Below are 15,376 nucleotides of genomic sequence, written 5' to 3'. Positions count from 1 at the left end.
TGAGATGAATTGTTCGCACAAGTGCTACCCGCGCACCCCGCCAAGGCCAAGGTGCGAGGCCATTCCACCGCCCCGCCGATACGAAAAGGGCGCCCCTCCGCATGGAAGGGCGCCCTTTTGCCGAATATGCCTCAGGCTCAGAGCTGGCCGAGCATGTGCTCCGCCGAGCTGACCTCGAACGAGCCGGGCGCCTCGACGTTGAGCTGCTCGACCACGCCGTCGTTGACGACCATCGAGTAGCGCTGGCTGCGCGTGCCCATGCCGAAGCCCGAACCGTCCATGGTCAGGTCCACCGCCTTGGCGAAGTCGGCGTTGCCGTCAGCCAGCAGGGTCACGTCCGATGCCTCGGCGGCCTTGCCCCAGGCGCCCATCACGAAGGCGTCGTTGACCGAGGTGCAGACGATCTCGTCGATGCCCTTGGCCTTGAACTCTTCCGCCTTGTCGACGAAGCCGGGCAGGTGCTTGGCCGAGCAGGTCGGAGTGAACGCGCCGGGAACCGCGAAGAACGCGACCTTCTTGCCCGCGAAGTATTCGGAGGACTGCACCGGCTCGGGGCCGCTTTCGCCGACCTTGATGAGCTTTACGTCGGGCAGCGTGTCGCCAACGGAGATGGCCATGGCATTCGTCCTTTCATGACAGCAAAACGGCTTTGCCGCGCAGATATAGGCCGAGCGCTCGGATGGGCAACGCCGCACCTGCGGGAATTTCGATTCGCGCCGTGAGCCGGGCGCCGAGCAAGGCGTGTCGCGGCGGCGTCCGGGGATACGTTCACTCATGCTCTCAAAAGGCGTCCGATGTGGTCATTCGTGATCGTTCAACCGGCCATTTTGCGGGGATTTTCATCGTGAAAATGCGTTAACCGTGGTTCTTCAGATCGCGGTATGCAATCGATGACATTCCCGTTCGGTCAGGCAATTTGCCTGCGGGGAACAGGGCAATGATCAGGATCGGAATCAAGCGGCCGTGGCTGGCCGTGACAATCGCGTGCGGGCTCGGTTCGGCAACACCGGCACTCGCGCAATCGGCAGTACCGGAGGCACCTCATACCGTCGTCACACCGCCGACGGCTCGCCCGAGCGAGGCGCAGAAGCTGCGCCGCATGGACATCATGCTGATGGTGACCGGCCTGCGCTGCCGCACCACGGCGGACGACTTCATGGAGGACTACGGCAAGTTCACCAGCAGCCACATGTCCGAACTCAACGAGGCGAATGCCCAGCTACGCGCCGAACTCGGCGATGCCGCCGACGCCTCGGGCGGGCCGCTCGACCGCATGAGCGTGGTCATGGCCAACGAGTACGGCGGCGGCCATCCCTGGCTCTCGTGCCACCAGTTGCGCTCGATCACGCAGGGACTCGCCACGGTGCAGGGCCGCGCAACGCTGGTGGAAGTCGCGGGGCAGCTCTTGGAGCGCCAGCCGCCCATCCTCATGGCGCTGGCCATGCGTTGAACAGAACATATAAAGCTATCTTTATATTTGCCTCGCTGATGCGGAGCGGGTAGGGACGCGGCAGTACCGGCGCCGCTCGCGGGGGGTTTTCCGCGCGCGGCGCCGGCGTGACGCAATCTTCAGGAGTCCCACGTGGCCACCACCCCCGACTACGCCATCACCGACATCGGCCTCGCCGACTTCGGCCGCACCGAAATCGCCATCGCCGAGACCGAAATGCCGGGCCTGATGGCGCTGCGCGAGGAATTCGGCGCGTCGCAGCCGCTCAAGGGCGCGCGCATCACCGGTTCGCTGCACATGACGATCCAGACCGCCGTGCTGATCGAGACTTTGGTGGCTCTCGGTGCGGAAGTGCGCTGGGCCACCTGCAACATCTTCTCGACGCAGGACCACGCCGCCGCCGCCATCGCCGCCGCCGGTATCCCGGTCTACGCGATCAAGGGTGAATCGCTGGCCGATTACTGGGACTACGTCGGCAAGATCTTCGACTGGTCGAGCGAGGGCAATCCCGACCTCACCGCCAACCTGATCCTCGACGACGGCGGCGACGCCACGATGTTCGCCCTCTGGGGCGCACGCGTCGAAGCGGGCGAGACGCTGTTCGAACCCTCGAACGCCGAGGAAATCGAGTTCGTCCGCGCGCTGAACGCCTTCCTCAAGGCCAAGCCGGGCTATCTGACCGCTTCGGTCAAGGCGATCCAGGGCGTCTCGGAAGAGACCACCACCGGCGTCCACCGCCTCTACCACCTCGCCAAGGACGGCAAGCTGCCGTTCCCGGCGATCAACGTGAACGACAGCGTCACCAAGTCGAAGTTCGACAACCTCTACGGTTGCCGTGAATCGCTGGTCGACGCGATCCGCCGCGCCACCGATGTGATGCTGGCCGGCAAGGTCGCCTGCGTCGCCGGTTTCGGCGACGTCGGCAAGGGCTCGGCCGCCAGCTTGCGCAACGGCGGCGCGCGCGTCCTCGTCACCGAGATCGACCCGATCTGCGCGCTGCAGGCGGCGATGGAGGGTTACGAGGTCGTCACCATGGAGGACGCGGTTTCGCGCGCCGACATCTTCGTGACCGCCACCGGCAACGAAGCCGTCATCACCGGCGAGCACATGGCCGCGATGAAGGACAAGGCGATCGTCTCGAACATCGGCCACTTCGACAGCGAGATCCAGATCTCGGCGCTCGACAACTACGAGTGGAAGGAAGTCAAGCCGGGCACCGACCTCGTGACGTTCCCGGACGGCAAGCAGATCATCGTGCTCGCCAAGGGCCGCCTGGTGAACCTGGGCTGCGCCACCGGTCACCCCAGCTTCGTGATGTCGGCCAGTTTCACCAACCAGACGCTGGCGCAGATCGAACTGTTCACCAAGAGCGACGACTACAAGAACGAAGTCTACGTTCTTCCCAAGCACCTCGACGAGAAGGTCGCCGCGCTGCACCTCGAAAAGCTGGGCGTGAAGCTCACCAAGCTGTCGAAGAAGCAGGCCGACTACATCGGCGTGCCGGAAGCCGGTCCGTTCAAGCCGGACCACTACCGCTACTGATCACCGTTTGATGTCAATGCAGAAGGGGCGTCTCTTTAAAGGAGGCGCCCTTTTTGCATTTCTGCAGTCATTCGAGGCGCAAATTGCTAAATAACGGCTAATCAATTCTTACATATGAATACGGTGAACGGTCCGATGTCATCAAGGCGGACGAGTGACATCGCGCGGGGTAAATGATCTCCCGGCAAACGTTCGGATTGATCCACCTGGCGGTGCGCAGACGCGAAATCGCGCGCGGCCTCCTGCCGATTGTTCTTTCCCATACGCACAATGGCTTCTCGCAGGTGATTATCCACCGTCGATGGGGAAAGATCGAGTTGTCGGGCGATCTCCTTTGAGGTCATTCCCTGATTTACCAGGGCCAGGCACTGGCTTTGCCGGCGTGTCAGGCCGTTGTAGCCGCGGTTGTTTGTCATTACCCATGGGGTTCCCTTATGATTTTGGGAACATTGGAAATTTTTATCCGTGAGACACAGTGAAGATTTATTAACTGTTCTATCAAAATGAAAATTATCTTTTGATGATATAGTCTTATTTCGATTGCCTAGTTATTTTGCCTATTCATTTGGGCAGCCGCAGGCTTCGACGCCGCACCATGCTTTCTCCATATTGTCCGTGGCGATCGGCGGATTGGCCATAGCTCCGGAGGGGTAGGAAAGGCGGGGGCGTCTTCCTGACCTGCTATCCGTGGGAACCTATTTTCCCACCCGCCCTAACCTGTCGCCGATAATTTTCGTGAATGTCACGCATGATGAACGGAGGGGCTTATGACCGCGTCGTAACAAGAGGGCGTGAACGTCCATCCGTCGGCCAACCCGCGTATCTACCGCTTTCGCGCCATCCCCCATTGTCAGGGCCATCCGCGCGCATCATAGCCTAGCGCGATGGAATTCTCGCGTTTCCTGCCTCTCCTGATCGGCCTGCTGCTCGGCGCCTGGACGATTGCCGCCGCCTGGGCGGTGCTGTCCGCGCGTTCGCGCCAAAACCGCGCCGAGGCGCAGTTGCGCTCCGCCCGCCGCCTCGGCCGCATGGTCGAGGAATCACCGGCGCTGCCGCTGCTGGTGCGCACGGACGGCCGGATCGAGGCTTCGCCGCGCCTCGCGCAGTGGCTGGGGCTGGACGAAGTGCCGCAGTTCCTCTCCGAACTGGATGGAAATGATCGCGGCCTGCCCGCCGAGAAACTCGCCGAACTGACCGAGGCCGTTCGCCGCTGCCAGAAGACCGCTGCGCCTTTCCGCATGGCGGTGACCCCGCATGGCTCCAGCCGCAGCCTCGCCCTGCGCGGGCATCTTTCCGACCCTCAGGTCTCGCCCGGCGGCGCCGCGCTGGTATGGGTCTTCGACTTTTCCGACAGCGAGACCGAACTCGTCCGCCTGCGTGACGAAGCCGCCCGTGCGCGCGGCGACTTCCACGCGCTCGTCTCGCTGATCGAGGCCGCGCCGATGCCGATGTGGTTCCGCCGCCCGGATGGCGAACTGCAACTGGTCAACCATGCCTACGTCGCCGCCGTGGGCGCCAAGAACGCCGACGACGTGGTCGTCAAGGGCATCGAACTGATCGAATCGGTCGATGGCCTCGCCCCGGGACAAGTCGCCCGGAAGGCGGCGGAAAAGGGCATCCCGATCGAGCGTATCGTCTCGACTACCATCGACGGCCAGCGCCGCGCCCTGCGCGTCAGCGACCTGCCGCTGGGGGACGACGGCGTCGCGGGCTACGCGGTGGACATCGAGGACCTGGAGGAGATGTCGCGCTCCTTCCGCGCCTTCCGCGAGGCGCAGCGGGCCCTGCTCGACCAGCTTTCCGCGGGCGTGGCGCAGTTCGACGCCAAGCGGCGGCTCGCTTTCGCCAACCAGCCGTTCCAGCGCCTGTTCAAGCTCGACGGGCGTATCCTCGTCGATCCGCCCGCCTTCGAGCGCCTGCTCGATGCCGCGCGCGATGCGGGCCGCGTGCCTGAGGCGCGCGACTTCCCGGCATGGCGGCGCGAGAAGGCGGGCTGGTTTTCGGCAGGCTCGACGCAGGAGGAAAGCTGGACGCTCGCGGACGGCACGCACTTGCGCATCGTCGCCCAGCCGGTCCCTGATGGCGGGCTGCTGCTGATCGTCGAGGATCGCACCGAACAGCTGCGCCTTTCCGCCGTGCGCGACACCCTGCTGCGCACCCGCACCGCCACGTTCGACAGCCTGTTCGAATCGGTCGCGGTGTTCGCGCCCGATGGCCGCATGCAGATCTGGAACCGCCGTTTCGCCGCCGACTGGGGGCTGGAGAGCGAATTCCTCGACACCCATCCGCATGTGGAAGCGCTGCTCAAGAAGATCGCCTCGCGCCTCAAGCGCCCGGTCGAGGCGGAAACCGTGGGCAACGTCGTGCGCGCCGCGACGCTCGACCGCGCGCAGACGGGCGGGCGCATCGGGCTCGCCGACGGGCGTGTGCTGGAATATGCGGGCGTGCCGCTGCCGGACGGCAATGGCCTGCTCGCGGTGCTCGACATCACCGATTCGATGAAGGCCGAGCAGGCGCTGCGCGAAAGCAATGCCGCGCTGATCGAGGCGGATGCGATCAAGACCCGCTTCCTCGCCAACATGAGCAAGGAACTGCGCACGCCGCTGACCTCGATCGGCGGTTTTGCCGAGATGCTGGACCTCGGCATCGGCGGCGACCTCAACGATTCCGGGCGCGACTATGTCGGCTCGATCATCGAGGCATCGCAGCAACTGGGCGACCACATCGACAGCCTGCTCGACCTGTCGCAGAGCGAGGCGGGCCTGCTGCCGCTCAAGTTCGAGGAAATCGACCCGATGCCCTTCGTGCGCTCGGTGGTCGAGGAACGGGCAGGTCGGCTGCAGAAGGCGGGCCTGACGCTCGACCTTCAGGCCAAGGGCCTGCTGCGTCCGCTGGTGGCCGACCGGCGAAGGCTGGCGCGGGCGCTGGGGCACATCGTCGACAACGCCATCGCCGCCTCGACGCGCGGCGGGCGCATTCTCGTGCAGCTGTCGCGGCGGAAAACCGGAGAGGGGGATGCGATCCAGATCCTCGTGCAGGACAAGGGAGCCGGAATGGAAAGTCGCACGCTCGCCCGCGCGCTCGACGGGATGAAGGTCAGCGCCGACGGCAAGGTGGAGAGCCGCGACGGCCTCGGCTTGCCGCTCGCCCGCCAGCTGGTGGAGGCGCACGGTGGCAGCCTGCGGCTCGAATCGGAGCCGGGCAAGGGCACCAGCGCGCTGATCGAACTGCCATGAGAGGAACATTGGCATGAGATTGCCGCTGCCAGACCTCGCGGCGATGGACGCATGGGGCCGCAAGCTCGCCGATGCGCTGCTCCCCGGCGACGTGATCGCACTGACCGGCGGTCTCGGCGCGGGCAAGACCACGCTGGCGCGCGCGATCATCGCCGGGCTTGGTCATGAGGGCGAAGTGCCGTCACCCAGCTTCGCGATCATCGAGCCTTACGATCCGCCGGCGGTCAGGTTGCCGCTGGTCCACGCCGACTTCTACCGCCTGAACCATCCCGACGAGGCGCAGGAGATCGGCCTCGACGATTACCGCGAAGGCGCGGTGCTCATCGCCGAGTGGCCCGATCACGCGGGCGGCTTCGCACATGAGCCGGGCTGCCTCTCGATCACGCTGGAAGTTGTCGAGGACGGTCGGATCGCCATTGTCGAAGGCGGGGCGGATTGGCTAGGGCGTATACCTGTATGACGCTCGAACACGCGAACTTTCCCGAGGGCCTTGATGCCTTTCTCGCCGCCGCCGGTTGGGGAGGCGCGGCTGTCGAGCCGCTGCCGGGCGATGCCTCGTTCCGCCGCTATTTCCGTATCCGCAGTGTCGATGGCGCCACCGCGATGCTGATGGATGCGCCGCCGCCGCAGGAGGACATCGGCCCGTTCCTGCGCGCCGCGCACTGGCTCGACGACAACGGCATGCGTCCGCCGCGCATCCTCGCGGAGAAGCCCGACAAGGGCCTCATCCTGATGGAGGACTTCGGCGAGGCGCGCATGCGCGACTACCTCGACCAGTGGCCAGCGGACGAGGCGGCGGTCTACTCCGCCGCGATCGACGCGCTGGCGAAGCTGCACCAGTTGCCCGCCGGGCCGTTCCTCGATTACTCGCTGGCGGAATATATCCGCGAGGTGAAGCTGTTCATCGACTGGTACTGCACCGCGCAGAGCCTCTACGTCGATGCCGCAGGCTTCGTGAGCGCGTGGGAGCAGGCGCTTTCGCCGATGCTGCCGCGCCAGCGCCCCGGCGTCACCGTGCTGCGCGATTACCATGCCGAGAACATCATGCTGCTCGGCAGCCTCGAGAAGCAGGGCTTGCTCGACTTCCAGGACGCGCTGGTCGGTCATCCGGCCTACGACCTCGTCTCGCTGCTGCAGGATGCCCGGCGCGAAGTTGCGCCCGAGCTGGAGGCGCAGATGTTCGATCGCTACGTGCAGAAAACGGGTACGGACGTCGATGCCTTCCTCGCCGATTACGCGCGGCTCGGCGCGCAGCGGAACGCCAAGATCGTCGGCATCTTCGTGCGGCTGTGGCGCCGTGACGGCAAGCCGCGCTACCTCGACCTGATCCCGCGCGTCTGGGCGGCGATGGAGCGCGACCTTGCCCATCCCGCGATGGCACCGGTCGCGGCATGGTTCGACGCCAACATCCCCGCCGCCTTGCGCGAGGCGAACGGCGGGGAGTTCGCCCGATGAAGCCTCTCGCCAGCGACACCGCGATGGTGCTCGCCGCAGGGCTGGGCAAGCGCATGCGCCCGCTCACCGCGACCCAGCCCAAGCCGCTGGTGCGCGTGGCGGGCAAGTCGCTGATCGACCATGCGCTCGACAAGCTCGGCAACGCGGGCGTGACGAAGGCGGTGGTCAATGCGCACTACATGGCCGACGCGCTGGAAGGCCATCTCAAGGTCCGCAAGACCGCGCCTGCCGTCACCCTGTCCGACGAGCGCGAACTGCTGCTGGAAACCGGCGGCGGCATGGTCAGGGCGGCCGATCTGCTGCCCGACCCGTTCTTCTGCCTGAACAGCGACAACATCTGGCTCGACGGCCCGCAGGACGTCTTTGCCGAACTCTCGCTGGCCTGGGATGCGGAGCGGATGGACGCGCTGCTGCTGATGGTGCCGCACACCCGCGCGCTCAATTATCGCGGCGAGGGCGACTTCCACCTCGATCCCAATGGTCGCGTCGCGCGCCGCCGCCAGGGGCGGGTGGCGCCGTTCATCTACACCGGCATCCAGCTCGTGTCGAAGCGCCTGCTGCGCGATGCGCCCGAGGGCGCGTTCTCCACCAACATCCTGTGGAGCCGCGCGATCGAGGAAGGTCGCCTCTACGGCATCTCGCATCAGGGCCTGTGGTTCGAAGTAGGCGAGCCCGCCGCGATCAGGCCGACCGAGGAATGGCTGACCCGTGCCTGACCGGACGGGTCCGAAAGTCTACTCCATTGCTGCGCATCGTGGTTTCGCCGACGCTCTCGTCGCCGGGCTCATCCCGCGCTATGCCAAGGACGAGATCGCACTTGCGCGGCTGACCCTGCTGCTGCCGAGCCGCCGCACGATCCGCACGATGACCGAGGCTTTCGTGCGTCATTCGGGGAGCGGCATGTTGCTGCCGCGCATGGTCGCGGTGGGTGATCTCGATCTCGACGAAGCGCTTGGCCCGCTGCTCGATCCGCTCGGTGCGGCCGATATTGCGCCTGCCGCCGATCCGACCCGCCGCTGGCTGCGCCTTGCGTACTACTTGCGTGAGGTCGAAGGTGATGCTGCAGGAAAGGGCGCGGCATTGCTGCGGCGTGCTTTTGAGATCGGCCGCACCATGGACCGCCTGATGGCCGAGGAGATCGCCCCGATCGATCTCATGTCGGAGCGCGTCATCGGCATCGTCGGCGATCTTGCCGGGCACTGGAGCAACAATACCCGCAGCTTCCTCAAGGTGCAGCAGCACTGGATCGCGGAGCTGGCCGCGCGCGGCGAGATTGACGCGCCTGACCGCCGCAACCGGCTGTTTGACCACGCTGCCACGCGCTGGCAAGGCCAGCCTCCGCCGCACCCGGTCATCGCGGCGGGCGTCACCGGCGCCTCGCCCGCGCTGGCGCGATTGCTGCGCGTCGTCAGCGAGATGCCGCAGGGCCTCGTCGTCTTGCCCGACCTCGACTTGTCGCTGGCGGACGAGGTCTGGGGGGAACTGGGCACCGCTGGCGCTCCTGCGCAGCCGGATGACCCGCCGTTCGGCCGCGCCGATGCGGTGACGCACCCGCAATACCACCTCAAGCTGCTGCTCAATCGGATGGGGGTCGCGCGCGCCGAGGTGCAGCCGTGGCACCGCTCCGGGCTTGCCGCTGCGCCGCCCGAGCGCAGCCGCGCGATCTCCAACCTGTTCTTGCCGCCGCGCGCTTCCGCCGCATGGGTCGATCTGCCGCCCGAGCAGCGCCGCCTGAGCGGCGTGCGCCTGATGGAATGCACGCATCCCGGCGAGGAGGCGCAGGCGATCGCGGTGCTCATCCGCGAGGCGCTGGAGATACCCGAGCGCCGTGTCGCGCTCGTCTCGCCCGACCGGGGGCTGGCGGCGCGCGTGGTCAGCCATCTGGAGCGCTGGGGGATCGAGGCGGACGACACTGCCGGTCGCCCGTTGCCGCAGACCGCCGCCGGTCGCCTGCTGCTGTTGCTGGCCGAAGTGGTCGCGCAGCAGGCCGCGCCGGTGCCGCTCGTCGCGCTGCTCGTCCATCCCCTCGCCGGGAACGGACCGGGGCGTCCGCGCTGGCTGGAGAATGCGCGCAAGCTCGACCTCGCGCTGCGCGGGCCGCGCCCCGGTGCCGGACTGGCACCGCTGGCGGCCAGGGCGGACGCCGCGAAGCTGGGCGAATGGTGGGCCGGGATCGAGACGATCCTGACGCCGCTGTCGATACTGGGCGAAGCGGAGCCGCTCGAACGCCTGCTCGGCCTGCTTGCGGATGCCGCCGAGGCCCTTTGCGGAGAGACGCTGTGGGGCGGTGCGGATGGCCGCGCGCTCAGCGCCTTCGTGGAGGAATTGCGCGGGGCAGCGGGAGCGGCAGGCACCTTGCTCGACCCGCGTGAGATCGGCGCCGTGTTGCGCGATGCTATGGACCGCGTTTCGGTGCGCCCGCCCTGGGGCGGGCATCCGCGCGTCTCGGTCTACGGCCTGCTCGAAGCGCGCATGAGCCGCGCCGACCTCGTAATCTGCGGGGGCCTGGTCGAGGGGGTATGGCCGGGCAGCGCGGCGCTCGATGCGCTGTTGCCGCCCGCCGTCCTGCGCGCGCTCGGAGTGCCGGGCGCGGACTTCCGCATCGGTCTTTCCGCGCATGACCTTGCCGCCGCACTCGGTGCGCCGGAGATCGTGTTGAGCTGGGCGCAGCGGGATGAGGGCGGGCCGGTGATCCCCTCGCGCTTCGTGCTGCGGGTGCGCGCGATGCTGGGCGACCAGTTGGAGCGCCACCTCGAGCGTGATGCCGTGAACCTCGCCCGCCGGCTGGACGACGCCGCGCAAGTCGCAGCCCATCCCCGGCCACAGCCGATGCCCTCGGCGGAACAGCGCAAGGTCGATGTCTCCGTCACCGGTCTCGATCGGCTACGCGGCGATCCCTACCAGTTCTACGCCAGCGCCATCCTGGGCCTGCGCAGCATGGATGGCCTCGACGCCGAGCCGAGCGCGGCATGGAAGGGTGAAGTCGCACACCTCATCATGCAGCGCTGGCACGAGGCCGGCGAGCCCGAGGGTGGCCTCCACGCCATCGCGCAGGGCGTGCTTACCGAGCAGAACGCGCACCCGCTGATGCGCGTGTTGTGGTGGCCGCGTCTTTCCGCCGCGCTGGAAACGTTCGAGAGCATGATCCTTGAGGCAAAGGCAGGTGGTCGCAAAGTCGTCGCGGTTGAGAAGTGGGGCGACATGCGCCGCCGCGACGTGCGGATCCACGGCCGCGCCGACCGCATCGACCGGCGCGAGGACGGGAGCCTCGCCGTGGTCGACTACAAGACGGGCCAGCCGCCGACCGGCAGCCGCGTGCAGGAGGGCTTCGCGCTCCAGCTCGGCCTCATCGCGCTGATTGCGAAAGACGGCGGTTTCGATGGTGTCGAGGGCGTGGCCGATTCGTTCGAATACTGGTCGATGGCCAAGGCCAAGGACGGGACCATGGGCTACATGTTCGAGCCGGTTCTGGAAGGCCGCAAGAAGTCCGGCATCCCGCGCGAGGACTTCCTGCCCGAGACGCTGCGCTACCTCGACGACGCGCTCGACCGCTGGATTCTGGGCGATCAACCCTTCACCGCGCGCCTTAACCCGGAACTGGGCAGCTACGCCGATTACGACCAGTTGATGCGGCTGGACGAATGGATCACGTCGCTTGGCAACAGATCGGAGGGTGCAGCATGAGCGGTCCTGCTGCCGTCCATCCGCTTCACGGGAACCAGATGCGTGCGGTCGATCCGCAGGAGACGGTGTGGCTTTCCGCGTCGGCCGGGACCGGCAAGACGCAAGTGCTGTCCTCGCGCGTGCTGCGGCTTTTGCTGCAGCCGAACGTGGACCCCTCGCAGATCCTGTGCCTGACTTTTACGAAGGCCGGCGCCACCGAAATGGCGGCGCGCATCAACGGTACGCTGGCCGAATGGGTACGCCTTGGCGAGTTCGACCTGCGGGCGCGCCTTGCCGCGATCGGCGCGCAGGCGAGCGACGAGAACCTCGCTCGGGCGCGTACGCTGTTCGCCTCGGTGCTAGACAGTCCGGGCGGTGGGCTGCGGATCGACACGATCCATGCCTTTTCGCAGTGGCTGCTGGCGACTTTCCCGCTGGAAGCCGATCTTATTCCCGGCAGCCGGCCGATGGAGGATCGTGAGCGCGACCTCCTGGCACGGCAAGTGCTGGCCGACCTGCTTGTGGATGCCGAGAACGGTCCCTTCGGCGATCCTGCCCTGCTGCAGGCTGTGGAGCAATTGTCGCTGCGGCATGGCCCTGATGCGGTGATGGCCTTCCTGCTGCGCTGCGCCTCGGCGCGCGAGGCGTGGTTCGGTCCCGGCAGCTGGCAGGCGGGGGACATGCGGCTCAACGTGCTGCGCCTGCTCGGCCTGCCGTCTGACGCGGATCGCGAATGGCTCTGCGCGCGATGCGAGGATGCGGCGTTCGACGTGCGCTCGCTCCGGCACTGCATGGCGGTAAACAATGAGTGGGGCACCAAGACCGGGCTCGGCGCCGTCGATGTTATCAGCGAGTGGCTGCTGGGCAACGGGGCGCAGCGCCTGGACAGCCTCGACGCGCTGGCCAAGGAGTTCCTGACTCAGAAGGGTGAGCCCAAGGCCAGCAAGTCGCAGGATAAGCTTGACCCCGGCTACGCGGATTCCGCCGCGCGAGTGGTCGATTGCATCCTTGAGATCAGAGCGATGCGGTCACTGCTGGCGCTGGCGGATCGGCTGGTTCCGGCGCTGCGGCTGGGGCGGGTTTTCGCGATGGCCTGGGATGCCGCCAAGCAGCGCGAGGGGCTGATCGACTTCGACGACCAGATCCGCCGTGCCGCCGATCTCCTTGCCAATCAGGCGCAGGCGGATTGGATTCGCTACAAGCTCGACCGCCGTTTCGACCACATTCTCGTCGACGAGGCGCAGGATACCAACGCCGCGCAGTGGGACATCATCTTCGCGATGGCCGGCGAGTTCTGGGCCGGCTTGGGTCAGCACGAGGACCTGATGCGTACCCTGTTCGTGGTCGGCGACTACAAGCAGGCGATCTTCCGGTTCCAGGGCACCAGCCCGGAGAACTTCCGCCGCGCCGCCGATCGCGTGCGGCGCGAGATGGGCGAGGCGGCGCAGAATGCGGCGATGCTGCGCGACCGGTTCGATCCGCCGGAGTTTCGCGAGTATGGGCTCGACCGCTCGTTCCGCACCGCACAGACGGTCTTGGACTTCGTGGACCGGGCCATCGCCGGGATCGGGCACGAGAATTTCGGCCTCGACCGCCCCGCCGAACGGCATCAGGGGCAGGAGCGTCCGGGCTACGTCGCGCTGTGGCGACCGGTGAGCGATCTTGCCGACGACGAGGATGACGACTCTTCGGGCGACGAGGAGGGCACTGCGCCGGACTGGCTCTCGCGCCCCGACCGCCAGATGGCCGAGCGCATCGCACTGCAGGTGCGCGACTGGCTGGACGATCAAGGGCCGGGCTTCACGCTCGTCAAGGGCGCGCCGCGCCGGGCGCGGGCGGGCGACATCATGGTGCTGGTTCGCCAGCGCAAGGAACTGGCCGGGCTCATCGTCGCGCGGCTTCATGCAGCCGGTGTGCCGGTGGCGGGGGTCGATCGCCTGCGCCTGGGTGCGCCGCTGGCGGTCAAGGATCTCGTCGCCGCGCTGCGCTTCGCGGTGCAGCCGCTGGATGACCTCAACCTTGCCGCGCTGCTGGTCTCGCCGCTGGTCGGGTGGAGCCAGGAACAGCTTCTCGCGCATGGCTATCGGGAAAAGCACACGCGGCTGTGGGATCACTTGCGTCGCTCGCGCGAGCCCGAGGTGGCGGCGGTGATGGAGCAACTGGGCGAGGCGCTGCGGCTGGCGGATTACGAACCGCCGCAGGACTTGCTGCAGTGGCTGCTGGTAGGCCCCTGGCAAGGGCGGCGGCGACTGGTGGCGCGGCTGGGCTCGGAGGCGAACGATCCGATCGACGAGCTGATCAATGCCGCCAAGGCCTATGCCGTCACCGACACGCCGAGTCTTGCGGGCTTCCTCGCATGGTTCGATGCGGGCGATGGCGAACTGAAGCGCGAGGCAGACAATGCGGCAGGCCTCGTCCGGGTGATGACGGTGCATGGCTCCAAGGGCCTGCAGGCGCCGATCGTTATCCTCGCCGATGCGACCAGCAATCCCGACAACGCGCGCGAGCGGGGCATCGACTTGCCCGATCCCGCCAACGAAGCGCGCACGATCCCGCTGCCGCCGCTCTCGAAGGACGAGAAGCAGGGCCGCATCGCCGACCGTCTGGAGGAGGGCAAGCGCGGCGACGAACAGGAGCATTGGCGCCTGCTGTACGTCGCCATGACCCGGGCGGAGGAAGCCTTGTTCGTCGGCGGGGCGCTGAGCAATCGAGACAAGGGCGAGCCTAGTCCCAAGAGCTGGTATGCCCGGCTGCGCGCCCTTTTCCCGGTCGAGGCGGAACTGGGCGATCCCATTTGGGGTGCGCGCTGCGAACATGGCGAGCCGGCCGCTCCGGTGCCGGTTCGCGCGGCGAAGGGCGCGGGCGGGCCGATGCTCGACTTGCGCGAGCCGCTGCCGCGCTGGCTCGAGCGTGCGTCGCCAGCCGAGCCGCGTCCGCCGCGTCCGCTGGCGCCGTCATCGCTGGGTGAGGAAGACGCTCCCGATCCCCCGTTCCCGCCGGGCGCGGGGCGCGATGCGGCGCGGCGTGGTACGCTGGTCCACAAGCTGCTGGAGCGATTGCCGGATGTGGCGGCAGCCGCACGCGAGGGTGCCGGACGGGGCTGGCTGGAGCGCCACGCCGCCGACCTTCCGGCGCAGGATCGCGATGCACTGCTGGGGAGCGCGCTGGCGGTGCTCGGCAATCCCGACTGGGCAGACCTCTTCGGCCCCGACAGTCTCGCCGAAGTGCCCGTCGCGGCAGTTGTCGGCGGTCAGGTCGTGGCGGGCACGATCGACCGGTTGGTGATAGAACCGGGCCGCGTGCGTCTGGTCGACTACAAGAGCGCGCGGCGTCCTCCCGACCGGATCGACGCGGTGCCGCGTGGTGTGCTGCGCCAGATGGGCGCCTATGCCGCCGCTCTGGAAGCGACTTTCCCGGGGCGCGCGGTGGAAGTGGCGCTGCTCTATACCGCCGTACCGCGCCTGATCGCCGTTCCCGTCGAGGTTCTCGCAGCCCACAAGCCGGACTTGGCGCCGCGCGAGTAAAGCTTTCACCGTTCCGGCGTTGCGTCGCCGGGTTTCATCCCTAAGTTGTCGCCCAATTCTAAAGTTCAGGAGTCAATCGATGTCCACCATTGCCGTCACCGATGCCAGCTTCGAGGCCGACGTCCTCAAGTCCGACAAGCCCGTCCTCGTCGATTTCTGGGCGGATTGGTGCGGCCCGTGCAAGATGATCGCCCCCGCCCTCGAGGAAATCGCCGAGGAACTGGGCGAACAGGTCACCATCGCCAAGATGGACATCATGGCCAACACCGAGACGCCCTCGGCCATCGGTGTGCAGTCGATCCCGCTGCTGGTGCTGTTCAAGGATGGCCAGCCGGTGGCCAAGAAGCTCGGCGCCGCTCCCAAGAGCGCGCTGAAGGGCTGGATCGAAAGCGAACTCTGATCGCTTGAGATTTGAGGTTGTAGAGGCCCCTGCCGTGGGAACGGCGGGGGTTTTCTTTTGCGTCGCGCGCGCTGGGGCTTCGACAAGCTCAGCCTGAGCGGGTTGA

At 67.2% G+C, this 15,376-nt stretch carries 11 protein-coding genes; 9 read left to right on the top strand and 2 right to left on the bottom strand.

The genetic code is table 11. From position 1 onward, the window contains the following. Window positions 1–137: 137 nt before the first annotated feature. Complete coding sequence (locus tag PKE80_RS02010; protein ID WP_069707599.1) at window positions 138–617, bottom strand: peroxiredoxin; 480 nt, start codon at window positions 615–617, stop codon at window positions 138–140. A gap of 320 nt (window positions 618–937) precedes the next feature. On the opposite strand from PKE80_RS02010, the gene PKE80_RS02005 reads away from it, so the two are divergent. Further along, a complete protein-coding gene (locus PKE80_RS02005; RefSeq protein WP_271181062.1) occupies window positions 938–1,450 on the top strand; it encodes an S-adenosyl-L-homocysteine hydrolase in 513 nt (170 codons plus the stop codon). 132 nt (window positions 1,451–1,582) lie between these two features. Then, a complete protein-coding gene (ahcY, locus tag PKE80_RS02000) occupies window positions 1,583–2,992 on the top strand; it encodes an adenosylhomocysteinase (protein ID WP_271181061.1) in 1,410 nt (469 codons plus the stop codon). A 101-nt stretch (window positions 2,993–3,093) separates the two neighbouring features. Here the strand turns inward: ahcY and PKE80_RS01995 are convergent, their stop codons facing one another. Further along, window positions 3,094–3,408, bottom strand: coding sequence for a helix-turn-helix domain-containing protein (locus PKE80_RS01995; protein WP_271181060.1), 315 nt, complete (start codon window positions 3,406–3,408; stop codon window positions 3,094–3,096). A gap of 468 nt (window positions 3,409–3,876) precedes the next feature. Here PKE80_RS01995 and PKE80_RS01990 point away from each other — a divergent pair, with 468 nt between their 5' ends. From PKE80_RS01990 to trxA, 7 genes are all read left to right on the top strand, one after another. After that, entirely contained in the window at window positions 3,877–6,228 is a 2,352-nt protein-coding gene (locus PKE80_RS01990) for a PAS domain-containing sensor histidine kinase (protein ID WP_271181059.1), read from the top strand. A gap of 13 nt (window positions 6,229–6,241) precedes the next feature. Next, the gene (tsaE, locus tag PKE80_RS01985; protein ID WP_069707601.1) at window positions 6,242–6,688 is read left to right on the top strand and encodes a tRNA (adenosine(37)-N6)-threonylcarbamoyltransferase complex ATPase subunit type 1 TsaE; all 447 of its coding nucleotides are present in this window, start codon (window positions 6,242–6,244) and stop codon (window positions 6,686–6,688) included. After that, a complete protein-coding gene (locus PKE80_RS01980) occupies window positions 6,685–7,683 on the top strand; it encodes an aminoglycoside phosphotransferase family protein (RefSeq protein ID WP_271181058.1) in 999 nt (332 codons plus the stop codon). The genes tsaE and PKE80_RS01980 overlap by 4 nt, the downstream gene beginning before the upstream one ends. Beyond that, the gene (locus PKE80_RS01975; RefSeq protein WP_271181057.1) at window positions 7,680–8,399 is read left to right on the top strand and encodes a nucleotidyltransferase family protein; all 720 of its coding nucleotides are present in this window, start codon (window positions 7,680–7,682) and stop codon (window positions 8,397–8,399) included. Before PKE80_RS01980 ends, PKE80_RS01975 begins: the two co-directional genes overlap by 4 nt. Beyond that, entirely contained in the window at window positions 8,392–11,367 is a 2,976-nt protein-coding gene (locus PKE80_RS01970) for a PD-(D/E)XK nuclease family protein (RefSeq protein ID WP_271181056.1), read from the top strand. The genes PKE80_RS01975 and PKE80_RS01970 overlap by 8 nt, the downstream gene beginning before the upstream one ends. Further along, window positions 11,364–14,870, top strand: a complete 3,507-nt coding sequence (gene addA / locus PKE80_RS01965; protein ID WP_271181055.1) for a double-strand break repair helicase AddA — start codon at window positions 11,364–11,366, stop codon at window positions 14,868–14,870. Before PKE80_RS01970 ends, addA begins: the two co-directional genes overlap by 4 nt. A gap of 79 nt (window positions 14,871–14,949) precedes the next feature. Next, a complete protein-coding gene (gene trxA / locus PKE80_RS01960) occupies window positions 14,950–15,270 on the top strand; it encodes a thioredoxin (RefSeq protein WP_069707606.1) in 321 nt (106 codons plus the stop codon). The last annotated feature ends 106 nt before the right edge of the window (window positions 15,271–15,376 follow it).

The sequence above is a fragment of the Novosphingobium resinovorum genome (assembly GCF_027922145.1).
In the GTDB taxonomy this organism is placed as follows: Bacteria; Pseudomonadota; Alphaproteobacteria; order Sphingomonadales; family Sphingomonadaceae; genus Novosphingobium; species Novosphingobium resinovorum.
The sequence above is the reverse complement of the archived record's forward strand: the minus strand, read 5'-3'. Positions and strand labels throughout refer to the sequence as shown.